The following is a 24,309-nucleotide window of genomic DNA, read 5'->3' as shown; positions in this document are numbered from 1 at the left end:
CAGCCTTACAGACATTTAATAAAGCCATTCCGGCTGCGTCAATTACACGGACTCCATTACGGATTTTTTATGTAAAATCAACAGCTTACGAGCGCGTCCGCGTTCGACAAATTCGTAATGTTCATTACAGAATTCGTACTGAAAATTCGGGATTTCGGAGAGAAAACCAATCAATTTATCTTCGTAATTTTGCGGACACAGAATCACTCGCTGCGCTTGCAAAAGATCCTTCTGATGAAGTGAGTTCAAGATTTTAAAAATAGTGTGCGTGCCGACGCCAGCTATGACCACATTGCCTTTAAGCACCGTGTCTAAGTCCTCACCTGCGGAAGTAAAGAACTCAGCCCGGCTCGTAGACAGCTCATCAAAATGCTTTTCACTGAAGCGCGCGCGCAATTGATCCATGATATGTGCGACTTGATCGACGAAATAGACCTCCGGAAACAATCCGCTGCGATAAGCGCTGATTCCCAAAATGCCGTGATCGCAGCAAAAGTCCCAGACAGGTTGTCCAGGAAGAAGCTGATCAAAAATAAGCTGCATGCGGAGAGGCAATTTGTACATCGACGCTCTAGATATCATTGACTGTCTGCCAAGGGAAAAGGAAACTCCCGGGCTATGAAAAAGACTCCATTAGCAGATATCCACGTAAATTCGGGCGGCCGTATGGTCGACTTCGCAGGCTGGTATATGCCTGTTCAATATTCTGGCCTTCGTGAGGAGCACGACAATGTTCGTAAGAACGTCGGTCTTTTCGATGTGTCTCACATGGGTGAAGTTCGTGTGAAGGGACCAAAAGCTCTAGAAACTCTCGAGTGGTTAACAACAAATGATGTTGCGAAATTGAATGATGGAGAAGCGCAATATTCTCTTCTTCCGAATGCTCAAGGCGGCTTGGTTGATGACATTATCGTTTATTGCTTGAAGAAAAACGAAGATTACTTGGTCTGCGTAAATGCCTCCAACAAAGACAAAGACTTCGCTTGGATGACGAAGAATAATAAAGGCGCTGACATCACAGATGAAAGCGATATGTGGGGTCAGATCGCGGTTCAAGGTCCAAAAGCTTTGGAGCTTTGCGATCGCGTTTTCGGATTTAAAGTCAGTGAAATGAAGCCTTTCACTTTGAAATCCGGCCAATTCCAAAATTTCAAAATCATGGTCGCAACAACGGGCTACACGGGCGAAAAAGGCTGTGAGGTTTTTGTTGAAGCGGCGGGCACAGGCGCCCTTTGGAATCATCTTTTGAATGAAGGTAAAGACTTGGGAGCTCAACCTATTGGTTTGGGTGCTCGTGACACTCTTCGTACAGAAATGAAGTACTCTTTGTATGGTCATGAGATTGATGACACGACGAATCCATACGAGGCGGGTTTAGGCTGGGTTATTAAGCCAGCTAAAAAAGACTTTATCGGCAAAGCGATTATCGTGGGTAAAAAAGAGGCCGGCCTGCAAAGAAATCTTGTGGGATTTAAGATGCTTGAGAAGGGCATCCCTCGTCAGGGTTACAGCCTATTTTCTTTTGACAACAAAGAAATCGGCAAGGTAACTAGTGGTACACATTCTCCGACTTTGGATGAACCTATCGGTATCGCCTACATCGACGTAGCTTTTGCAAAAGAGGGAACTGAGTTTCTTCTAGATATTCGCGGCCGTAAAACTAAAGCGGTGGTTTGTAAGACACCTTTTGTTCAGAAATAAGGAGCCGAAAATGGCATTTCACATCCCTGAAGACTACTATTACACAAAAGAACACGAGTGGGCTCAAGTTGACGAGAACATCGTGACTGTCGGTATCACTGAATTCGCTCAAGACCAATTGGGTGAAGTGGTTTACGTTGAGCTTCCAGAAGAAGGTCAAAAAATCACTCAAGGTCAAACTTTCGGCGTTATCGAGTCCGTTAAGGCTGTCAGCGACCTTTATGCCCCTGTTTCAGGCACTGTAATCGAAGTTAACACGGCTTTATCTGATGATCCGTCAGTTTTGAATGACGATCCAGTGAACGAAGGCTGGTTGGTTCGTATCGAAATGGATACTGAAAAAGAACTAGCAAACCTTATGAGAGCTCCTGACTACAAAAAATTGATCAGCGAGAAATAGTTCTTGCAAGATAGCGCGGAAATGCGCTATCTCTTTGTTTCAAATTACGGTGTTGCCCCGCTGGTGAAATTGGCAGACACGCTAGACTTAGGATCTAGTGCGCAAGCGTGGGGGTTCAAGTCCCTCGCGGGGCACCAAAAATAAGAAAACCAACCCAGAGGGTTGGTTTTTTTATTTTTGGGGCCGCCGCTTCGGGCCTCTCGGGCGGTGAACCGCCTTCGCGGCTCACCTTCCTCCATGCTCCGCAATAAAACGATCCACGGGATCGTTTTACCGCGGGCACAACCTCGCGGGGCCATCCTCCGATCTAAGAGGGATTCTTTTCGCTCCCCTTCGGGGTCGCTTGTTTTTTTGTGCTCCTGGTTTTTGGGGTCCAATCGATTTTCTTATTTTTAATCGACTAAAGATGATTTGTTTTGTTCCCTTTGATTCGTTACTTTTTAAGAAGTGACTTAAGGAGCTTCTATGAAAATTTCTGTTTTGTTTGTGGGATTGATGGTTGTTGCTGGTTCTGCGTTGGCTCAAGTGAAAGTGCCTGATTTTTTCAAGACGTCACGTGAACGCTGTGATTTTGTTCTTCGCTATATGGCTTCGACTCCGGATTGCCGAAGTATCGCGACTGATGTTTGTCCTCCCGGATCGGGAATGGATGCAGCCTCATGTGCAGTTGCTATTGGAAATATTAAGTGCGATCAAAATCGCAATGAAACTCTTTACCGCTGCAAAGAAGAGTGTTCAGGAACTGCTGACGTTAATAAATGTCATTAAGTAGCATTGATAAAAGAGCGGCTGAGAGGTCGCTCTTTTCTTTTAGTAGAACATTTTGTGCAAATAGATAGGCTGATAAACGAAGTTTGAATTTACGTTGGATACTGAGACGGATGTATCAACATCACCGCCCACAGCGCCTTCGACGAAACCATGACAGCGGTACTGTTTTCCAAGAGTCAATCCACAGAACATATCACCGGCGGTGAGAATTTTAGAATAGCCCATCCCAGAATCAATGAGCGTAGCATTAAGTTGGTTGAGCACGGTATTACCAAAGGGAGGTTGTGCCAAACCGACGGTGGGCATATGCACAGACCAGCATTTAACCGCGTTGCTAGTTAAGATTCCGCACGCAAAATCCGCGCCTGAATAAACGGATAAATAGTCATTAGTTCCATCAATCAGATAAGGATTCACTACGTTTCCAGAACTTCCATTCCCGACGTCTCCACTGCCGCCCCAACACTTCAGCTTGCCGGCTGTCGTTACACCGCAAGTGTAGGTAGAACCCAATGAGATTGATTTATAAGTGACTCCCGGATCCACTTCTGTCGGATTAGGATTGTTTGTTGTATTGCCAATTCCTAAGTGTCCGTTGGTGTTAGTACCCCAGCATTTCAACATGCCCGTCGTAGTGATGCCGCAAGTATGATTAAAGCCGCGTTCCACTGTTTTATATTTCGTAGGCGCATCGATAGTTTTGAACGCCGCTACAGCGGTAATCGTTCCATCACCTAGTTGTCCCGAGCCGTTAAAACCGGCGCAACGTAAATCTCCGGTTGTCGTGACTCCGCAAGTTCCATGGTTTTCCATACTGACATGAACATATTTGTAGCCAGGATCTACCAGTGTTGGGACGTTCACTCGCGGAGCGGAGCCAGTTGATGGCACCGAAGAGGAACCAAGTTCACCATAATGATTTCGACCCCAACATTTCAAATCGCCACTTTCCGTAATGGCACAATGGTCAGAGCTATGACGAGAAGCCACCTGAACGTAATTTGTATCTGCATCAATTAAAACTGGCGCCGGTCGACGTACCGTGGCTGTTGTTCCATCACCCATCACCTCGGTAGTACCCCAACAATAAAGTTTTTTATTGCTGATACCGCAGGCAACCGTATCATGATGCCCGCCTCCTCCGAAGGACACGGTATCAAAGTTAAAGTCTTTGAAAAATTCTCCCCAACGAGAGAAGAAGCCGATGTTGTGACCCGCACCGAAGGAGTTGTACTGCTGACTGGCACCGGAATCGAAACCAAAATTTCCCCAGCAGCGTAAGTAACCTGAGGTTGGAATTCCGCAGACACGCCCCGCGCCCAAAGCAATTTTATCATACAACATTCCGCCGTCACTGAGAGTCGGTGATCTGCGAGAATTCCCTGAAGTTCCATCAGCGACCTGACCAGCGTCATTAAATCCGAAGCAATATAGGACTTTTCCTGTGGTGAGCGCACACGTTGTTCCACGCGAAGTCGCATTTGTATCCGTATTCACAGCAACAGAGACGAAAGTTTCAGAAGAATCCACGTTGGTAGGACTAGATTTTGCCGTATTTGTGCCGTCGCCAATCTGCCCCCATGAATTAGCGCCCCCCCAACATTTCAATTGGCCCGTCATAGTCACTGCACACGAGTGTGATGATCCGACGGCCACCATGGAATAATCCGTGATAGAGTCGACATCTTGCGGAGTATTGTAACTGCCACCCGTTGGTAATGCCCCATTTCCGTTATTTCCCCAGCAACGCAACTTATGAGTGGAAGTCACTGCGCAGGAACCATCTGCACCCACCGATACATATTTATAGTCTGTAGCTCCATCAACTTCGACAGGGTCTGAAGGTGTTGGGCTCGTCGTGCCTTTTCCGATTTCGCCGTAGCTATTTGAGCCCCAGCAACGAAGTTTGTTGTTGATAGTAATACCACACGTATGTCGATTGCCGGTGCTTATCATCAAATACAGATTGGGAGAGTCTGCTATTACAGGACTTGAACGATTCGTACTAGTGCCGTCGCCGAGCTGTTTGACCGTGTTAGTTCCCCAGCAATACAGCACACCCGACGTCGTTATAGCGCAAGTATGTTCGTGTCCTGTAGAGATACTAGCGAATGTCGGATTCCCAGCAACAGTGACAAGGGCGGCTCTGTCTCGGAAATTGCCGTCTCCCGTCCCTAGGGCCTGAGAGGAGTTGTATCCCCAACAACGAATAAATCCATCCGATAAAATCGCGCAAGAGTGTCTTTGGTTCAGTGCAACCGCCGTCACTTTCAAATTCTTTTCATCATCCGCAATGAAGTACTGTGCTTGATAGTTAATACCAAGGATTGCCGCAATCGTCGAAGTACGAGTGATGTGCACGTTCAGAACTTTTTCGCCTTCTGCGAGTGCATTGTCTGGAAAGTTCGCCGTGATTGTAGCTGAAGCCGTATTCGCAGGAATCGTTACGGAACCCGAACTCAAATTATGATGAGTTGAATTCAACGCATCTCCAGTAACTTTGTAGTAAACGATGACGTCGTAGTTTTTAACAGGATTGATGGTGAAGGTGATATTTTGGCCGCTGTCACCTTCGTTCACTCTATTCTGCGAGGCAGAAGTAATCTGCACTGTTGAAATAGCATCTTTAATCCAAGTAACTTCTGTCGCCGCCGTTTCTGACTGCCAAGTACCGAAAGTATCTGAACCAATCACACATAAAGTGACAGGACCATTCGGAATCGCACTGATATTGTCAGTGATCGCAGTTCCCACTGGAACTTGCCCACTGTAAGTCGCCGTTGCACAAGTGCCTGATGTGATAAATGCCTTCTTATACTGCGTAACGCTTGTTCCTGAAACCGTGATATTGACAGAAGTTGCTGATGAAACTCCTGTGGGCGCTCCTGTAATCACGGCGGTCAAAGCATCCCGAGTCCATGAAGCTTCCGTATGTGCCGGAGACCAATTACCCGCTGTATCGCGACCCCAAACACAAAGTTTGTAATCACCATTCACCAGGATTCGGTCTGAAATCGTCGAAGACAGGAAGTTATCGCTTCCCAAGTAGCTCGTAGTTGCCGAACACGCATTTGTTTCTCCTGGACGGATCAGGAAATATTTAAATAGATTCACGCCCGTCCCACCGACCGTCACGTTCAGGGCACTATTTGCATTCGTTCCGGAAGGAGCATTCGTCAGTGTCGCATTGCCAGGAGGAACCGTATCCTTATAGAAATGACCAAAGGCCGTTATCATATTTCCGCTCGGGCGAGTATGAACGAAACTGAATGAATAGGTCGACGAAGTATTATCTGCAATACCGCTAGCATTTACTGTCATTGACCAAAAGCCGCCGGCACATGTTGTTGTTCCGGTGATACTTGGTTCTGCTGCCAAAGAAAGAGTGATCGGTCGACCGTATTCAGAACAAGTCCCAGTAATTTCGAAAGCCGTTTGGTTGACACCATTAATATACGTACCAACTGCCATGGTAACTGCGAGAGAAGGAATGACGGTGTCGTGGATAATCGTATCCGACAAACAATTCGTCTCGTTACCAGCCGCATCGCGAGCTTTATAGTAAATCCAGTTGTTGTCGTTCGCAGTAGGAAGCGTCCAAGATTTCGTAACAGCAAACGGCTCCCAAGTGCCTCCAGTCAGGCAAAGCGCGTTGTTGGTAATGTACATTTCTGTCGCACCACCCGCCATTGAAAGGTTCAGCGTCGCAGCTAAGTTATTTGTGTAGGCATCACCGTTATTGATGGCCATCGTTGCCGTCGGTGCTACCGTGTCTTTAACAAAAACAACTGTTACCGAGGGAGCCGCGACACCCGTCATACGAGCGTGGTTGGCGACGACAGTCATATTGCCCTGCCCATAAGTTCCTGAAGAAAGATTTAAAGTTTTTGTCCAAGAGCCTCCGGTACAAAGCGGAGGTGATGTTTGCGTGACTCCATTCGCTGTCAATGTCACTGCGATACCTTCTTCTGAACAGGCTCCAGAGACCGTGAACGAGGCCGCGTTCATCAAACCGATATATGAACCCGCCGTCGGTGACGCTAAGGACAAGCTAGGCACCGAGCTCGTATGAACGATAGAGTCGGATGTACAGCTCGACTCATTTCCAGCTGCATCCCGGCGTTTCATGCGAACAGTGTTCGTGGCATTGGCTGTTGGTAAGACCCAGGCCTTTGATGCCACATAACTTTCCCAGACTCCTCCAGAACTACAGTCAGCAGCATTCGTGATGTAATATTCCGATGTGCCAGCGACATTCGAGATAGTTAACGTCACATTGAGATTCGTTGTACCCGCTTGACCGCTATTGATTGTGATTGTTCCCGCCGCCGGTGCAGCCGTATCTTTAATATAGTTGGCAGAATTCGCAGAACCCGAATTTCCCGCTTCATCTGACAAAGAAGCTGAAAGAATGAAGTTCCCCTGAGGAAGCGCCGTTAAATCTAAAATCGCAGAATACGAAGTTCCCAAACAAGTCGTGGTCGCGGTGTATCCGCTTGGGCCTGTAATTGTGATGGAACGATTTAATTCAGAACAACTTCCGCTGATGGTGAAGGCCGAAACATTGGCGATATTCACATAGCTATTTGCTGCCGGAGAATCAATCGTAATCGTTGGAGACGTAGAATCGTGAACAATGCTGTCAGAAACACAAAGGGTTTCGCCCGAAGCATTTCTAAATTTCGCATACAATGTGTTCGTCGCATTCAGAGCCGGCAAAGTCCAAGACGCAGTTGCGGAATATGAAACCCAACTTCCACCCGATGCACAGCCAGCGACTTCGGTAAGATACATTTCTGTCACATCAGTGACGGACATATCGACAGTCACAACGTTATTGGTTGTTACTGTATTCCCATTATTTAGCGCAAAAGACGTGATAACAGGAGGAGCACCGGTGCGAGATGCTGAAGCAGAAGCATTTCCAACATTACCCGCCGCATCGACTAGCGACGCTGAAATTGAAATAGGTGAACTCAAGACCGATGATACATCTAAATTCGCAGAGTAGGCTCCCGCAGTACAGACCGTTGTTGTGGAAATTGTTCCCGCTATCAGCGTCACTGTTTTTCCATTTTCAGAACAATTTCCCGTGATCGGATAAGAACCTTCATTCATTGGCGTCACGGCAACTGGCGCATCTATCGTGACGGTTGGAGGCACGACATCTTTTTCTACTGGATACTTCTGTTCAAAGGACTGCCCCGTGGGCGCAATCATCGTGAAAACAAGTTCCCCAATATAGTTTGCAGGTAACACCGAAAGGTCCAAAGATCGCGACCAAGAACCGGTATTATCACATGTGAATTCATGATTTAGTATTGCCGTGGCTTCGGTAATCGTAACTTTAGAACCAGGAACGCAGCTTCCTTTGAATGGAGTTGCCGCCATGTTGCTTCCATTTATACGGCCTTCACTTTCACTAGTTACCGAGAAAAATTCGAGAGATTTGCCACTTATCAATTGAGTATCAAGCGTACAAGACGACAAAATCGTCGCAGCAATGACTGCGACAAACAAATTCCCGACCCAGCGGCAACGTTCAAGAATAGATGAAAGCAGGACTTCCTGCGTGTAAACCCAGAACATGACTCTTTATTTATCGGGAATTCCTCACGAAGTGTTAAAGTCCCGTTAGGGGTATTATGTTCTGCGAATATCGCTCAGTTCTTATCCTGAGACAGCGACAATGTGAGAAAATCCTCTCAAGGCCATTCGTTTGATTTCGCGAGGTCTGTAAACAAACACTCATGTAAGAGTATTATAAACTTAAAATTTTCCCTCGGAAAACCAAGGATCTAGCTTTTTTAAAGAGTGAGTTCCCACTCATATTTCTATTTCATCTGAACGAAAGAAATTCGGTCACCGCGAGCAACAAACTCGACTTGGCAATAGAGTGTTCCTTACCGTTCCATGAATGATCAATATCGAGTCACTTCATCAAAATTTGCACAGGATACCCGCCCGTCGCTATTGAAAATGCGTCGTCCTTGACCAACCCATAGATAGAAAGTTTGTAGCGAATGATCTGATCGGTAGCGGAGTCAAGAACATAGGCAAAAGTATTCGCAGCATCCACTGTCATACCGACGGGAGCTATTCCGGCGGCGACCGACGTGGGTGATTGGTGAATCAAGGATCCATCCTGCTGAATGGAATACAACGAAATATCGCTGCTTCCTGAATTTGCAACGAACATCTGACTTCCTGAAATCAGCAGTCCCTGAGGAGCCACTCCCGTGGTAATGGTGGCTTTCTTAGTCAGGGTGCCATCAGCCTCTATTGCAAAAGATTCCACTAAATCCGTCCAGCAACTTGCCGCATACAAAAAAGATCCTTGCTTCAAGGCAGTTACGCCGACGGGACCTGATGGGCAGCTTTCTGCTTGAACCGAAGCCGGACTCAAGGGTTGAAAACTTCCATCAGCTTGCCAACGAAACTGGGCAATAGAATCGTTGTAGTGACTGATGACGTATACATATTCCCCTGAAGGAGAAAAATGAATTCCTAAAGATGAATCTGCGTAAGGAATGAAACCGCTCAAACTCAAAGTCCCGTCATCGCTGATCGAAAAGCGCGTGATGTTCGATTCGGTCATACTTGAAGCATACAGAAATTTCCCGTCGGGACTTAATGCAAGATGAACAGGAGTATCCTCAGTTGCGATGGCTGATGCGATCTCCGTCAACACACCATCCGTACCAATTTTAAATTGGGAAATAGTATTATCGTATTCATCTGCGACATATAAATACTGCTGTGAACTGTCCATGATCATGAAAGAAGGCATAGTTCCGGTGTTGATTGTGGGAGCTGACAATGGTGAAAGCTCACCGTCCTTAGAAAGATGATACTGATAAATCTTGCTATCGCCGCGGCTCAATACGTATACAAACTGATCGCGTCCGACAATTTTCTTTCCGCTTCCGCCACCGCTGCAACCGGCAAAAATAAGAATCGTGAATACCAATATCAATGTTTTTGAAAGTAGGTGTTTCATGTGTTCTCCCTATGGTCTTCAAAGAATGCAAGCAGGGGTCCACCGAAACTAGGTCTTAAGTCGAAACTAATCGAGATGAGGAAAGAACTGCCGAAAAATCGGCGGCACGTTCTGCCGCAGTTTCGGCTGCTGCCGAATTTACACCGCTGTTTCTTTTTTTCGCCGAAAGCCAAAACAGAATTTCAGGAATGTCCAAAGTGTCCAGTTGAGCCGTGCCTTCTGACACTCGATACTGTGAGCCGACTTTGTCAAAAAGGGATTACAATGCAGGTTATTAAAAAGAAGTATGACCCCATGGATGTAAATATTGTTGTGGAAAACGCTGGTGAAGCGACTTTGTCTCGCGCTGAAGTCAGCGTGCGCATTCGGGACATTCTGACGACAATATTGGTCTTTATGTCGGGCGAAAACGATGTGTCCGTTGAAATCACTCACGGCGAAAAAACGACGATATTCAAAGTTAACTGTTCACAAAAATCCATCGGAAAAATCATCGGAGCTCAAGGGAAAAATATCGGAGCTTTAAGAACTCTGGTAGCATCGCTTTCCGGCAGGAATGGTTTTAGAAGCATCGTGGAAGTGCCTTATTATCCCTTCGACAGTAAATAAAAGCGCCGGGTTCTATGAGCACGGAGTCCTACATACTTCATCACGACATCTTTCTTCAGCTGATAAGGGAGCAAAAGCTTTCCCATGCGGCTATTGCAAAGCATTTGAAGATCTCGACAAAAACGGTTCAGCGCTGGGTTAACAAGTCTTCTAAAAAAATAAAAAAAGAACAGCTTAAGGATTTGGCTGAACTGCTGCAGACAGATACTACACAGCTAATTCAAAACAAGAACCGCTTGCGGATCAGTCCCGCGAACAAAGCTTTAGAAGTATTATTGTCAGATCCTTATATGCAAAAAAATCACTGTGATGAAGACTGGAGAAATTATCTTAAGATTCTCAAACACTTTAAAAATGTGGACCTGCCGACACATCAGGCGCTTTTGCTTCACAAAGCTGTTGGAAGGAGTTTTTTAAATCTCGGAAGTTTGCGCGCCGGCAAAGCCTATCTCAAAGCCGCTTGGGATCAGTTGCAACTCAATAAGGATCACTTTCTTGGTGAAAACCTCAGCTTCGAGCTGCAAATCGAGATGGCTTTGACTGAATATTTTCAAGGCGACATCGAAAAAACGCAGCAACATCTTCGAAAGATTTCTTCATCTTTTCTATCCGTGCCAGTTTTTAGTTTATCCAAAGTTCGATATCAACTTCTTCAGGGACATCTTCACTATCACCAAGCGAAATATAGAGACGCCGAAGAACTCTTTCGCGGGGCTCTTCTTTACTGCTTCACTTATAATAAATCGTGTCTGATCGAAGTCGCTCAGCTTTATCAGGCGTTGGGGCTCCTTTATTTTAGAGCAGGTTCTTTAACGAAGTCATTTTCTTCCTTTATAAAAATGGGAACTGTTTCGCAAAAAATCGAATGGCGCCGCGGGATCTGCACTGCCCAAATGCTGCTGAAGCTTTCAAAAAATTTTCATTCCAATGACATTTCAACTTTTAAAAGTCAGAGGCGATATCTACCGACCAGCCGCATGCATTCACTTTTCGAAAAAGCCCAGCTTGCACAACACGTTCTAGAAGGAAAATATGACATTGCCGATCAACTGCTGAAATATCGTAAAGAACAGGCAAAGTTCAGTCCCCTATTAACGGCACAAATAAATTTGGAAACGGCCCTTCTTAATCGAGTTTCCAGCGGGAGATTTAAACCCGCAATACATTTGCGGGATACAGAAGATTTTTTGAACAAGAATGATCTGTTCGATCTATTGGATACTTTAAAATTAATTTCAGCCCAAGAGACTATCCAAGAACTGGATTTCTTACGACTGTACTTCTAAGGGGTCCTGTTGTTGACAAGATACTGAGGGATGCGTCCGTCGGCTTCTTATTTGATTTTAAACAGTTCCTTCCCGCATCGCATTTAATACGGCCAGCTAAACGCAGTAATGTTGGCGTTGCATAGAATTTTTCCTATAACTAAAGGATGCATTTTCTTTCACGGCTTCTGACAGTCTTCATTACGGCGTTTTCGTGTGCTTCTTTTGCAGTGGATTCTTTTTCGTTTCCTCAAGGAGAAGTAAAACTTATTTCGTCCCATACATCTTGGAATGAAAATCAAAAGCCCTCTTTGGGCCTTCATTTCAAAATCCAAGACCATTGGCATATCTACTGGAAGAATTCGGGTGATTCAGGTGCAGCACCAAAGTGGACTTGGAACTTTACGAATGCCAGGATTACAAAAGAGCATTGGCCTCTGCCAGAACGTATTCCCGTGGAAGGTTTGATAAACTTCGGTTATTCCGAGGAAGCTCTTTTTGCTTTCGATCTTGAGCCGGAGACAAAGCCAAACCCTGTTCAGGCGTCGCTCCGCTTAGAATTTCTTATCTGTAGAATCGAGTGCGTCCCTTTCTTTACTGAGCTGAAAACAGAAATTCCTTATTCTTCTCAACGAGGTCCTCCGGCGGAGACGTTCTCAAAATTCTCTTTTCCTACACCGGCTCCTTCGTCCTTTTCCTGGGTCCCTCGAAAAATAGAGGGCGCAACTTTAAAAACCGTCCTTAACCTTCCCGCGCAAACTGCTCTGAAAAACCTCGAGGTCTTTCCAGAAGACGGGGAAAGTTTTAAAGCGACCGTTCCTGTGCTCACACCTGAGGATCATAACTTTGAAATTGATCTCGCTTTGCAAGATACTTCAAAAACGGATTTCGAAGGAGCTCGTTTTCTTCTAGTGACTGAAAATACCGAAGGTCAAAAGCAAGGATACGAAATTTCTTTGCAGAAAACCGCGCCGACTTCTTTGGTTTTTGTTCTGCTTTGGGCCCTGGTGGGTGGGTTCATTTTAAACTTCATGCCCTGTGTGTTTCCCGTACTTTCCATCAAAGTGTTGAGCTTCTTAGGTCCAGAGAAAAATGCGCAAAGCCTGCGAACCTCAGGTCTTTATTACACTTTGGGCGTCATGATGTCCTTCTTAGCACTGGGCGGAATATTGATGCTATTGCGCGCCGGTGGAGAACAAATCGGCTGGGGTTTCCAGTTACAATCCCCCACTGTCGCCGCTGGAATCTCTATTTTGTTCTTCTGGCTGGGACTTAATTTTTTGGGGACTTTTGAAATCGGTCAGTCGCTAACATATCTAGGTGCAAAGAAGACATCTTCGGATCGTGCGGGGTCTTTCTTAACTGGAGTGCTAGCGACATTGGTTGCAACTCCATGCACGGCCCCTTTCATGGGCGCAGCTCTGGGAGCTTCACTGGCCATGCCCGCCATAAATACTTTGCTTGTCTTTGCTGGCTTAGGTTTGGGAATGGCTTTTCCATTCTTGGTTTTGGCTTATTTCCCGAAGACCGTTCAATATCTGCCAAAGCCGGGCGCGTGGACGGAAAAACTCAAAGAGTTTTTAGCTTTTCCACTTTTTGCGACAGTGCTGTGGTTGCTTTGGGTCTTGTCACATCAAGTGACTATTGCAAGCTTACTCTTTTTATTAGGAATTTATTTAATCATCGCTCTGTGGATCTGGGGTTCCCGCCAAGTTCATAATGAAAGATGGAAGCAAGTTCTTTTATTGCTTGGCTTTTTGCTTTCATTCCTAGTTTTGGCTTTGATGCCACACGAATCGATCACTGTTTCCAAGGTTTCTCAAAGCGACTCCTGGAAAACTTTTAGCAAGGAATCTGTCGCGCAAGATATCGCCGCAGGAAAAGCCGTCTTTATCGACTTCACGGCTGCTTGGTGCATCACCTGCCAGGTGAATAAGAAACTGGTTCTGCACACCTCGGAAGTTCAAAGCGCTTTTACGGCGAACTCTGTACAACTTTACCAAGCGGACTGGACCGACAAGAACCCGGCTATCACTGAGGCCTTAGCCGGATACGGTCGCAACTCTCTGCCGCTTTATGTGTACTACGCGGCGGGCTCCAACAGACCTCTGCTTTTACCCGAGATTTTAACCAAAGGAATTATCTTAGAACTTTTTAACAAGGAGACAAAGTAATGAAAAAACTGTTCGCAATGTTACTGGTTACATGTGCAAGTTCTTTGGCTATGGCCGAAGCCAAAATCGGTAGTCCCGCTCCTGATTTTTCTGTTGTCGATGCCACAGGAAAAACTCACAAGCTTGCTGATTACAAAGGGAAGTATGTTGTTCTTGAGTGGTATAACAAAGACTGCCCTTACGTGCGTAAACACTATGACAGCAAGAACATGCAAAAAATCCAAGGTGACATGACAGCTAAAAACATCGTGTGGTTGTCCGTGATTTCTTCAGCTCCAGGCAAACAAGGTCACTTGGCTGCGACAGATGCGGTGAAGAATGCTCAGAAGGAGGGCTCCAAAGCTTCGGCTATTCTTCTTGATGAAAAAGGAGTTATGGGAAAAGCTTACGGAGCAAAAACAACTCCGCACATGTACCTGATCGATCCTCAAGGTGTTCTTCGCTATAATGGCGCGATCGACAGCAATGATTCCGCAGATCCTAAAACGATTGCTTCGTCGGAAAACTACATCGTTCGTGCCGTGGCGAGCGCTGAAAAAGGCGAAAAGATCGCGAAAGAGACAAGCAAACCTTACGGTTGCAGCGTGAAATATTAATTTAAAATGCGGCTGTCTTTGAAAAAAGAACAGCCGCTTTTTTTCGTCTTCAATTAACTGGCTTTTTTATTCCCATCGACCACCGTTTCCACACTGGCAACCATTTCATCCAAATAGTCTGACTGTTGGGAAAGTTCGACAGAAGCCGCCGCGGCCTCTTCCGAGGATGCCGCATTACTTTGAGTCACCTTATCCAGTTCATGCACTGCTTTACTGATCTGCTCGATTCCCGCATTCTGCTCTGTACTGGCTTGCGCGATTTCGTTATTCAACGTTGATACTTTCTCCGCTTCTTGAACAATGGCATGTAATGTATCGCCGCTTTGAACCGCAAAGTTATAGCTATTATCGATTTGTTCTGTGCTCAGACGAATTAAATCAGAAATCTCTTTGGCAGAGACCGCTGATTTTTGTGCTAACGCTCGCACGGCATCCGCGACAACCGCAAATCCTCGTCCATGCTCACCGGCGCGAGCGGCTTCGACTGCGGCATTAAGAGCCAAAAGATTTGTCTGAAACGCAATATCGTCAATCACTGCGGTGATTTCATTAACTTTTTTTGCGGAGTCGGCCACTTGTTTCATGGATTCAATCAGCGTCTGAATTTGACCTTCACCTAGTTTTGCGGTGTGCATGGCATGCAAAGAAATTTCTTTGGCCGTACTCGCATTGTCGGTATTGCGTTTGACCATGCTAGTGATTTCCTCTATCGATGCTGAGGTTTCCTCGAGCGCTGCGGCCGCCTGAGTCGTCGAAGCACTTAGGTTTTGAGAGGCGTTGGAAATTTCATGGCTTGCCGATGTCAGTTGAGAGCTGGAGTTTTTAATGGAACTGACAGCATTTCTCAAAGTACCCATCGGTTTTCTTAAAATCCACCACGCAATAGCCACACTGGCAAACAGACCGATCAAAGCTATACGAATGATGTCTTTTACGGAAGCCTGGCTTGCCGCGTGTGTAGCTTCCATACTGGAGGTGATCGCGAAAACACCATGAAGGCGTCCATCTTCCCAGTTTTCCATGGGAAGCCCCAGAACATCTTTTCCATTTTTAAATGGGCTTTGCGAGGGATTTCCGTGGCACAATAAACACCCTTGCTGCTCGCTCAAGCGAACCGGACGGTAGACGACGATTTTGTCGTCATCAGAAGTCACGATCTCTTTAAGATCCTTATCGTGCTGAAAGCGATCGAAGATAACTTGCTCTTTTGCATTTGCTTTATTTTCGGCATTGCGAGGCTCGGGAGAAAAAACCCTGAATTGATAGCCTGTCCTGGCAGCCTGATCTTGTCCGACCTTCATCGCCGCAAAAATCGGTACACGTTTTAGAATCTGAGTTTTGACGTCTTTGGGGATGTTCCCATCTGGATACCGTAAGGCATTTTGTGCCATTAATTCAGCGAGGCCCCCCTGTTGGGCGACGTAATCACGAGTTCCTTCGAGTTGATTTAAAATGGCCTGACTTCTCGACAACAGATCGCTCTGACCTTGTTCTTCGATTTCCTTCCATGCAATTCGCGTGGATGTGATCGTGGCTAATGTCGCCGCTAATCCCACGATACAGACCACTTTAGTTGCGAGCTTCATGCGTTCCTCCGATACCACAACTATTTCAGCGTAATGTGGATGGACCATGGAACAAGATGACGAGCATCATGATTGCCCTAATTTCGGTGGAACTTGGACCAGCTTGAGACACTCAAAAATGAGTGCTCATATTATTCCCTAGAACTCGTTTTTTATCTGACTCAATTTCGCACGAGCTTAAGCGAACCCATTCACCTCAGACGGACTTCCTTGAACGCTCGGACCTCCGAGAACTCGAGAATAAGAAAAAGCCCGCGAAAGCATTGTCTTAATGCGTTGCGATGTTGTCTTGGGATGGAAGTCCCGCTAAGGCCCGAAAAAGATGCATCTAAAGCGGAAACCTGATAGATATTGAGGACCTATGACAAACGCAAACACCACTCGTACAGCCCCTTATAATTCTGTAAAACCCGATGTGAATCTTTCGAAGCAGGAAGAGTCCATTTTAGATTTCTGGGATCAGGAAAAGATTTTCGCGAAGTCTTTAGATCCAAAAGGAAAAAAGACTTACAGCTTTTACGACGGTCCTCCGTTTGCAACGGGTCTTCCTCACTACGGACACTTGCTTGCGGGTGTCTTGAAAGACGTGGTTCCTCGTTACTGGACGATGAAAGGCTACACTGTTCCTCGTCGTTTTGGTTGGGACTGTCACGGTCTTCCCGTTGAGTATGAAATCAACAAAGCTCACAAAATCGAAAGCCGCAAAGATGTTTTCAAAATGGGTGTTGCTAATTACAACAACGCCTGCCGCGGTATCGTGAAAAGATATTCTGAAGAATGGAAAACCACCGTTCGCCGTGTGGGTCGTTGGGTGGATATGGAAAATCCTTACTTCACGATGGATGTTTCCTTCATGGAGAGCGTTTGGTGGGTGTTCCAACAACTTTTCGAAAAAGGTTTGATCTATGAAGGCTACAAAGTCGTTCCTTACTCTGTAGGAATCTCGACTTCGCTTTCAAACTTCGAAGCCAATCAGAACTATAAAATGGTTCAAGACCCTGCGATCACGGTGATGTTTAAACTTATCAATCAACCGGATACAGCCGTCATGGCTTGGACGACGACTCCTTGGACCTTGCCTTCGAACCTGGCATTGGCCGTGGGTCTGGATATCGACTACGTCAAAGTTCAAGAAAAGTCTTCGGGTCGCAAATTGATCTTGGCGCAGGCCCTTCTACCTTCTGTTTTCAAAAAACCGGATGAAGAAGTTGAAGTTTTGCAAATGATGAAGGGTAAAGACCTTGTCGATTTAACTTACGAACCTTTATTCCCTTACTTCGGCGATCGCGCAGATAAAGGGGCTTTCCGTATTATCTCTTCAGACCACGTAACAACGGACAGCGGTACAGGTGTGGTTCACATGGCTCCTGCATTCGGTGAAGAGGACTACTATGCATGCTCTAAAGCAGGCATCCCTTTAGTGAATCCTGTCGATGACGACGGTATGTTCACTAGCGAAGTGCCCGACTACGCGGGTAAACGCGTGAAAGAGGCTGATAAAGACATCATCGCCGATCTTAAAAAACGCGGGAACCTTTTCAAACAAGACACGATTCAACATAGTTACCCTTACTGCTATCGTTCCGACACTCCACTGATCTACCGTGCGGTGTCCTCTTGGTTTGTGGCTGTAGAGAAAATCAAAGAGAACCTTGTTGCGAACAATAAAAACACGTCGTGGGTTCCAGACCACCTTCGTGATGGTCGCTTCGGAAACTGGTTAGAAAATGCTCGTGACTGGGCGATTTCACGCAACCGTTTCTGGGGAACTCCACTGCCTCTTTGGAGAAACAAAGAAGGTGAAGTGATCTGTGTCGGTTCTCGTGAACAACTTGAAAAATTATCCGGCAAAAAAGTAAACGATCTTCACATCGAATTCGTGGACGAAATCGAAATCCCTTCTCCAACAGGAAAATCTCCGTTGAAGCGTGTGGATGGTGTTTTGGATTGCTGGTTTGAATCTGGTTCTATGCCTTACGCTCAGTGGGGTTTCCCGAACGCGAATGTGGAAGAGTTCAAAAAAGCCTTCCCGGCGCAATTCATCGCGGAAGGTTTGGATCAAACTCGTGGTTGGTTCTACACATTGTCCGTCATCGGAACTGCATTGTTCAACCAAGCTCCGTTCCAAAATGTCGTGGTGAACGGGCTTGTTTTGGCTGAAGACGGTCGCAAAATGTCGAAGAGCCTTCGTAACTATCCTGATCCAATGGAAGTATTGAATCAGCATGGTGCCGACGCACTTCGCTTGTATTTGATCGATTCTCCGGTAGTGAAAGCCCAAGAGCTTAAGTTCTCTGAAAAAGGTGTTTACGATGTCGTTCGTAAAATCCTTTTGAGATGGTGGAACTCGTATTCGTTCTTTGCGAACTACGCAAACATCGACGGTTTCGTACCCAAAGGTGACGCGAAAAAATCTCCGAACATTCTGGATCAGTGGGTTCTTTCTCGCTTAAACGGTCTGATCGCAAATACACATAAAGAGATGGACGCTTACCGCCTGTACAACGTTGTTCCTCATCTTCTTCAATTCATCGAGGATTTGACGAACACCTACATCCGCTTTAACCGCAGCCACTTCTGGCAAGACGGCATGCCGGAAGAAAAGCGTTTTGCTTACGAAACTTTGCATGAAGTTCTTGTGACGCTGGCTCGTTTGATGGCGCCATTTGCTCCCTTCATGTCCGAGACGACTTACAAAAACTTGGCGCAAGTTCTTCCGAATAAAAAGGACTCTGTGCACTTAGAAAGCTTCCCAGAAGCCGATCTTTCATTGCTTCGCCCTGAATTGGAAGAAGCCGTGAAAGCCATGGATGTGCTAGTAACTTTGGGACGTAATCACCGCGAAAAAATTCAGGTGAAAGCGAAAATCCCTCTACGTGAAATCCGCATCATCCACAGAAGTGCAAAAGTACTTGAGACGTTGAAACGTTTTGAACCTTACTTCATCGACGAATTGAACTTCCGTAAAGTGAACTATGATGCGAACGAAGACCAATTCGTGCAAATCACAGCGAAAGCCAACTTCCCTGTTCTGGGCAAACGCCTGGGACCTAAGATGAAGGCCGTAGGTGCTGCGATTCAAAAATTGCAATTGCAAGATTTGTTGAAACTTGAAAACGGCGAAACTATCACTGTGGAAGGTGAAGAAATTCAGCTTTCTGATGTTGAAATCCGCCGCGCCCCAAAAGGCGACAACGCGAACTTGTCTGTGCACCAAGTGGTTTCGATCGAAGTGGATCCAACAGTGACTCCAGAGCAAGAACGCGAAGGTCTGGCTCGCGAGATCATGCGTAAGATTCAAGTCGCTCGTAAAACCGCCGATTTCCAAATGGATGACAAAATCACTTTGGATATCGCTTGTGCGGGCGCTTTGCTTGAAGCATTGAATGCTCATAAAGATATGATCGTTTCTGAAACTTTGACGAAGACTTTGAATGTTTTAGATTTAAATGCAGATCCAAAAGGTGTGCACACTGAAACTTCAGACATCGATGGCGAAGTGATCAAAATCGGCGTTACAGCTCTGCCTCGCTCATAATGAAAAAACACGGTGAGGCTTTCGAATTCGCAGCTATCGGTCACGTCAGGACTCCGTTCAAAGACAAGTTCGGAGTTCCACGTCAGCCAGGCCTTGCGGCGGAAGCCAAAGGTGTTATCAAGCTTCTTCCCGATCCCGATTTAAAAACTGCTCTTAAAAGTCTTGAAGAATTCAGCCATCTTTGGATCGTCTTTGTGTTCCACGAGCACGGCGGAAAAAACTGGAAGCCCAGCATTCGTCCTCCGCGCTTGGGTGGAAATCGCAAAGTAGGCGTCTTAGCCTCACGCTCTCCTCACCGCCCAAATCCCATTGGTCTATCCGCTGTTAGCATTGAGAAAATCGATTTAGATGCGGAAGGTGGGCCTGAAATTTATGTCGGCAGTGTGGATCTTATTGATGGCACTCCCGTCTTAGATATCAAGCCCTACATTCCTTACGCCGACTCTATCCCCGACGCGAATGCAGGATGGGCTTCGGAACCTATTCCGCGATTTGAGGTGCGTTTTACTCCCGAAGCAGAAACTGAAATTCAAAAGCAGGATCCCGTCGGAGAAAAGAATCTGCGCAGCCTGATCATCAGTATTTTAGAATTAGATCCCCGCCCCGCCTTCCAAAAACGCCAACACCCTGTTTCAGAAAAAGAAACCTGGGGCCGCCGCTACGGCTTTGACGTTTTAGAACACGACGTTAAGTACGAGATACAAGAAGGACTTTTCGTTGTTTACGCTCTGGAATAGCTTTCGCGTCATCCTGACGCATGTTTCCTATTGAAATCACTCCCTCGAATGAAAAAGCTGATAAGCTTCTACTCATGAAAAAACTTTGTTTATTGTTCTTAATGATGAGTGCTTGCGCTAGCAAACCTCAAATAACAAAACCAAAGAAGTTCACTTCGGTGCCCTGCCAGCAAAGTTTCTCTGACGGAGTTCTGGAATCCTCGGATCTTCAACTCAATCGAGTCAGCACTTTGTTTGAAATGGGCTGCTTCAATGAAGTTATTGTTTTAGGGTCGTACATTCGATCTCATCACCGCGATAAATTCTATAGTATCACTTCTGAAATAGGCGAGCTGGCAACTCCTGAAGGAACTCTGACAGAGTATATTTTAGAATCTTATGAACGCTCCTACCTAAGCCTTCTTATCTCGTTAAGCTATTTAAATTTAAATGATGAAAACGCCGCCCAAGTTGAGCTTCGTCAAAGTATGACTGACGAGCAAGCTCAGCTTTACAATCACGGAAATGATCCCGTTATAACGGCTCTTCATGCGACCTTATGGACTCGTTTTGATCCCCAAGTCGCTCGCCCGTACTGGAAAAGACTGAGTGAAGATAAAAAATCCTCAAAGGCCGTGGCAAAGTTCGCGCAAGCAAGATTGATGGAAATTGATAGCGATGGCGTTTCGACAAAGCGAAATTGGAAAATCTATGGAGTTGGCACCTTACCCGGGTTGATTTGGAAAGCCGATTTCATTAAAAGAGAAAAGGGGCCTTACAAGATTTCTGCTGCCGGGGGCTTTCCCAAGGCTTGCTCGTCTGCGGCTGATTTAGTGATTCCAACGTCTTCATGGATTGACAAACTTTCTCGCCGTTATGAGGTGGATTATCATCCCCTTCTTTACACAAAAAGTCTTTTACGAGTTCCCTTTGGAGTAACTTACGGAATCCTGGGCGTCAGTGCCGGCGTCGCCGTCGGAGTGTCTGGATGTGTTGTGGCTAGCCAATTTCGCTCTAACGATCTTTGCCGCGCTGCCATTCAAGGCGGAGGGGGAATTATTATGGCCTCGGGGGATCTCGTTGAATACACTTTAGGTCCGGACCTGCGACATTGGGAAAACCTACCCAATGCCTTTTATATTGTCGACGAATCTAGCAACGACAATAAAGAATGCCTCAGTTCACGGGATAAAGAAAACATGGTCCTTCGAGCTCTCTCGCGCTAATGTGGGGTTATGACTGCACTGAAAGAACGCCTGTATAAGCTGTATCAAGAAAACGAAGTGAAAGTGGATATCGCCTTTTTCTTAGGCGGTTTCTTTTTTGATCTTTTTACGCTGTCGGATATCGACAACCTTTTTGGAATTGGTCAACAGATTGCCTATCTGCTGATTCTAGGGACGGTTCTTTACTGGGATTTCTTGGCGACGCAAGGCCTAGTCCAAATTCCAAAACGCTTTGAAAAGGCCTGGGATTATCGTCAGCTTCTGGTGCACTTTCTTTTCGGAAGTCTTCTTAGCATCTATTCGCTTTTCTTTATCAAAAGTGCCTCGATGTTTTCTTCAATCATTTTCATCGTCCTGTTACTAGCGGTGATGGTTGCTAACGAATTACAAAGGATCCGTAAGGGCGATATCTCAATCAAAATCGCGCTCTTTGTGATCTGTATTTTTTCGTTTTTCTCGATGACGGTTCCTGTGCTTTTAGGATTCGTGGGCGTTATCCCTTTCCTTCTATCCATTCTTCTGACGATTCTTGTGATGTACGGCATTTTTCTTCTGTTGAAGTCTCGTTCCACAGACTTGAACTATCTTAAGAAAAGATTGTTGGCACCAAGTGGAGCCATCGTCGCACTCTTCTTGGTGTTTTATTTCTTGGGCTGGATTCCACCAGTACCACTTTCGATTCAAAGCATCGGCGTATATCACGGTGTCGAAAAATCCGAAGGCCAATACATTCTCTCTTATGAAACTCCCCAGTGGAAGTTCTGGCATCATGGAGATCAAGATTTTACCGCCGAGCCCGGCGACACGATTTACATTTTTGCTCAGATCTTTTCTCCCGCTCGCTTTAGTGATTCCGTGATTTTGCATTGGTACTATTTGGATCCCCGTGCAGGATGGCAGACCACCGATAAAATTCCGATGAGTATTGCTGGAGGCCGCAAAACAGGATATCGCGGATTTTCTTCAAAGCAGAATTATTCGGAAGGTCGATGGCGTGTGAGTGTAGAAACAACGGATGGCCGAGAGATCGGTCGGATCTACTTCAAAGTCACCAAAGTGACCGAAGCCAATCCGAACCGCGTGTTCTTTAAAGACGTCTTTTAAATATTCTCTAAAAACTCGATACCGATTTTTACAAGCGTGGTATCTAAAGGCTCCATCCAAACCACGCGTGCCGACATAGGATCTAAACGTCCCACTTTCACTTTGATAGTTTGATTCGGCACAAGATTGGGACTGGCTTTCACAACCAAGGCGCAGCCAGTAAATGATTCATTTAAAATGATGCCAACCGCAGTGGGATCAAAAGTATCTTCATCTAAATAGTCAATAAGGGCATGATCCAAAGGATCTGGTTGAAAACGCACGGCTCGGCTCATGGGACCTCCCAACTCTTTAAGTCTATATGCAAATGCAGAGACAGGCAAAGAGAGGGCCTTTTAGATGAGGAGTTTGTAATTTAGCAGAAAGGATTACTTTTTAGCCGGCTCTGATTTCTTTTTAGCGTCTAAGTCTGAGGCAGGCTTTCCAGCCGGTTCGGACTCTATTTGTGGGGCTCGTGGAGATCCCATTTCTAGAGCTGTGATGCGAAGATCCGCAATTTCTTCACAAGTCTTTTCCAATTCTTTGTCTTGGCAAGCCACATAAAGCTTACGACGAATGGTATTCCATGAAGGTGTCCACTCCGCGGCCTCTTTGAGTTCATGCAAAGTAACTTTGTCTAAAGTATCTACTTTCTTGAACTCTTGAACTAGTTTTTCAAGATAGAATTTTTTTTGCTCTTCACGAAGGTCCTTAAATTCCTCATGGGATGACATCCAGAATGGAGGTGCAGACATGTCGATCTCAGAACTCTCTGCCGCTTTGGCAACACCCATGGACATCATGCTTAAAAACAAAACCAATATGAAAACCGTTTTACTCATTACTGAATTCCCGCGCGTGCTGGAGCTGACTCCATAACTGAGGCATACATAACTTTTTTCTCTTCAATAGATTCGCTGACAGAATCCTCGATGGCAACTAAAGCATTTTCATAATTAGGAGCACTTCGACGAATCACCGTGAACTGCTTACGGCTAGCGCAATCAGTCTTATCGACCATTTGCGTTTCAGGCTTTCCTAAAGTTCCGAAGGCATTGTGGTCGTTATTCATATCGAAGCCACCGGTAAAGATATCAAACCGGTTGGCGCCTTTGATCGCACCACCAGTGTCGTGCACGATAAGATAACCCGGATGAATCATTGTTTTACCATTAGGCAAAGTGATGATCTTTCCTTTTAAAGAAGGCATTTGAATAATATCACCCATACTGTGATGACGTGGATCCGCCGCAACCGAAATAAAAGGAATCAGGCACTTTCCACTCGCACCAATGGCCGTGTCACAGTTATCCATTTTTACGATCTTACCTGTGTAAGTCAGAATACGGCCACCTGATAAAGTGCCAGAACCCTGTAAGCGAACTTCTTTCTTGAAAGCCGCACACGGAGTCGGCGATGAACAATAATCCTTAATATGAGGCACGAAGTATGTCGTCGTCGTCGCAATATTTTTAGGGCACAACTGCGCATTGCTGGCATTGGCGGCAATCAACATCGCCCCCACGGCAAACACTTGAACCGTTGTCTTTAGCGCACTTCTTTTATTTTTTTCGCGACCATTTTGATTTCTCATACAAACACTACAAAGCAATGTTGAGACCAACGCGAGTGCCAGTTTATGGC

At 45.9% G+C, this 24,309-nt stretch carries 18 protein-coding genes and 1 tRNA gene; 12 read left to right on the top strand and 7 right to left on the bottom strand.

Features of this window, described 5'->3' with window-relative positions:
• Positions 1–42: 42 nt before the first annotated feature.
• Entirely contained in the window at positions 43–543 is a 501-nt protein-coding gene (locus ACLWBD_RS03060) for a tRNA (adenine(22)-N(1))-methyltransferase TrmK (RefSeq protein WP_063206655.1), read from the bottom strand.
• Positions 544–618: 75 nt separating this feature from the next.
• Between ACLWBD_RS03060 and gcvT the strand changes: the two genes are divergently transcribed.
• The 4 genes from gcvT to ACLWBD_RS03040 all read left to right on the top strand — a co-directional run bounded on the left by gcvT (position 619) and on the right by ACLWBD_RS03040 (position 2,869).
• Complete coding sequence (gene gcvT / locus ACLWBD_RS03055) at positions 619–1,701, top strand: glycine cleavage system aminomethyltransferase GcvT (protein ID WP_413569482.1); 1,083 nt, start codon at positions 619–621, stop codon at positions 1,699–1,701.
• 10 nt (positions 1,702–1,711) lie between these two features.
• The gene (gene gcvH / locus ACLWBD_RS03050) at positions 1,712–2,101 is read left to right on the top strand and encodes a glycine cleavage system protein GcvH (protein ID WP_063206394.1); all 390 of its coding nucleotides are present in this window, start codon (positions 1,712–1,714) and stop codon (positions 2,099–2,101) included.
• A 54-nt stretch (positions 2,102–2,155) separates the two neighbouring features.
• Positions 2,156–2,238: transfer RNA gene (locus ACLWBD_RS03045), tRNA-Leu, on the top strand.
• Between the two features lie 328 nt (positions 2,239–2,566).
• Positions 2,567–2,869, top strand: coding sequence for a hypothetical protein (locus ACLWBD_RS03040; RefSeq protein ID WP_413569481.1), 303 nt, complete (start codon positions 2,567–2,569; stop codon positions 2,867–2,869).
• A 42-nt stretch (positions 2,870–2,911) separates the two neighbouring features.
• On the opposite strand, the gene ACLWBD_RS03035 is transcribed toward ACLWBD_RS03040, so the two are convergent.
• Both ACLWBD_RS03035 and ACLWBD_RS03030 read right to left on the bottom strand, forming a co-directional pair.
• Positions 2,912–8,263, bottom strand: a complete 5,352-nt coding sequence (locus tag ACLWBD_RS03035) for a hypothetical protein (RefSeq protein WP_413569479.1) — start codon at positions 8,261–8,263, stop codon at positions 2,912–2,914.
• 541 nt (positions 8,264–8,804) lie between these two features.
• Complete coding sequence (locus ACLWBD_RS03030; protein WP_413569478.1) at positions 8,805–9,872, bottom strand: lactonase family protein; 1,068 nt, start codon at positions 9,870–9,872, stop codon at positions 8,805–8,807.
• A gap of 264 nt (positions 9,873–10,136) precedes the next feature.
• Here ACLWBD_RS03030 and ACLWBD_RS03025 point away from each other — a divergent pair, with 264 nt between their 5' ends.
• The 4 genes from ACLWBD_RS03025 to ACLWBD_RS03010 all read left to right on the top strand — a co-directional run bounded on the left by ACLWBD_RS03025 (position 10,137) and on the right by ACLWBD_RS03010 (position 14,516).
• Positions 10,137–10,481, top strand: coding sequence for a KH domain-containing protein (locus ACLWBD_RS03025; protein ID WP_063206390.1), 345 nt, complete (start codon positions 10,137–10,139; stop codon positions 10,479–10,481).
• Between the two features lie 14 nt (positions 10,482–10,495).
• A complete protein-coding gene (locus ACLWBD_RS03020; protein WP_413569477.1) occupies positions 10,496–11,767 on the top strand; it encodes a hypothetical protein in 1,272 nt (423 codons plus the stop codon).
• A 146-nt stretch (positions 11,768–11,913) separates the two neighbouring features.
• Positions 11,914–13,920, top strand: a complete 2,007-nt coding sequence (locus ACLWBD_RS03015; RefSeq protein ID WP_413569476.1) for a protein-disulfide reductase DsbD family protein — start codon at positions 11,914–11,916, stop codon at positions 13,918–13,920.
• Positions 13,920–14,516, top strand: a complete 597-nt coding sequence (locus tag ACLWBD_RS03010) for a redoxin domain-containing protein (protein WP_063206387.1) — start codon at positions 13,920–13,922, stop codon at positions 14,514–14,516. Before ACLWBD_RS03015 ends, ACLWBD_RS03010 begins: the two co-directional genes overlap by 1 nt.
• Positions 14,517–14,569: 53 nt before the next feature.
• On the opposite strand, the gene ACLWBD_RS03005 is transcribed toward ACLWBD_RS03010, so the two are convergent.
• The gene (locus tag ACLWBD_RS03005; protein ID WP_413569475.1) at positions 14,570–16,102 is read right to left on the bottom strand and encodes a methyl-accepting chemotaxis protein; all 1,533 of its coding nucleotides are present in this window, start codon (positions 16,100–16,102) and stop codon (positions 14,570–14,572) included.
• 361 nt (positions 16,103–16,463) lie between these two features.
• On the opposite strand from ACLWBD_RS03005, the gene ileS reads away from it, so the two are divergent.
• The 4 genes from ileS to ACLWBD_RS02985 all read left to right on the top strand — a co-directional run bounded on the left by ileS (position 16,464) and on the right by ACLWBD_RS02985 (position 22,686).
• Positions 16,464–19,640: an isoleucine--tRNA ligase gene (gene ileS / locus ACLWBD_RS03000; RefSeq protein ID WP_413569474.1), complete on the top strand. Its 3,177-nt coding sequence runs from the start codon at positions 16,464–16,466 to the stop codon at positions 19,638–19,640.
• The gene (gene tsaA, locus ACLWBD_RS02995) at positions 19,640–20,377 is read left to right on the top strand and encodes a tRNA (N6-threonylcarbamoyladenosine(37)-N6)-methyltransferase TrmO (RefSeq protein WP_413569473.1); all 738 of its coding nucleotides are present in this window, start codon (positions 19,640–19,642) and stop codon (positions 20,375–20,377) included. The genes ileS and tsaA overlap by 1 nt, the downstream gene beginning before the upstream one ends.
• Positions 20,378–20,451: 74 nt before the next feature.
• The gene (locus tag ACLWBD_RS02990) at positions 20,452–21,582 is read left to right on the top strand and encodes a hypothetical protein (RefSeq protein WP_413569471.1); all 1,131 of its coding nucleotides are present in this window, start codon (positions 20,452–20,454) and stop codon (positions 21,580–21,582) included.
• A gap of 9 nt (positions 21,583–21,591) precedes the next feature.
• Positions 21,592–22,686: a DUF2914 domain-containing protein gene (locus ACLWBD_RS02985; RefSeq protein ID WP_413569470.1), complete on the top strand. Its 1,095-nt coding sequence runs from the start codon at positions 21,592–21,594 to the stop codon at positions 22,684–22,686.
• On the opposite strand, the gene ACLWBD_RS02980 is transcribed toward ACLWBD_RS02985, so the two are convergent.
• From ACLWBD_RS02980 to ACLWBD_RS02970, 3 genes are all read right to left on the bottom strand, one after another.
• On the bottom strand, positions 22,683–22,961 hold the full coding sequence (locus tag ACLWBD_RS02980) for a PilZ domain-containing protein (RefSeq protein WP_063206381.1): 279 nt from the start codon (positions 22,959–22,961) through the stop codon (positions 22,683–22,685). The two genes, ACLWBD_RS02985 and ACLWBD_RS02980, sit on opposite strands and share 4 nt — an antisense overlap.
• A gap of 93 nt (positions 22,962–23,054) precedes the next feature.
• Positions 23,055–23,507, bottom strand: a complete 453-nt coding sequence (locus ACLWBD_RS02975) for a hypothetical protein (protein WP_063206380.1) — start codon at positions 23,505–23,507, stop codon at positions 23,055–23,057.
• Positions 23,507–24,259: a 3D domain-containing protein gene (locus tag ACLWBD_RS02970; protein ID WP_413569469.1), complete on the bottom strand. Its 753-nt coding sequence runs from the start codon at positions 24,257–24,259 to the stop codon at positions 23,507–23,509. Before ACLWBD_RS02970 ends, ACLWBD_RS02975 begins: the two co-directional genes overlap by 1 nt.
• Positions 24,260–24,309: the final 50 nt, after the last annotated feature.

It is taken from the genome of Bdellovibrio sp. HCB117, assembly GCF_047305915.1.
GTDB lineage: Bacteria > Bdellovibrionota > Bdellovibrionia > Bdellovibrionales > Bdellovibrionaceae > Bdellovibrio > Bdellovibrio bacteriovorus_B.
The sequence above is the reverse complement of the archived record's forward strand: the minus strand, read 5'-3'. Positions and strand labels throughout refer to the sequence as shown.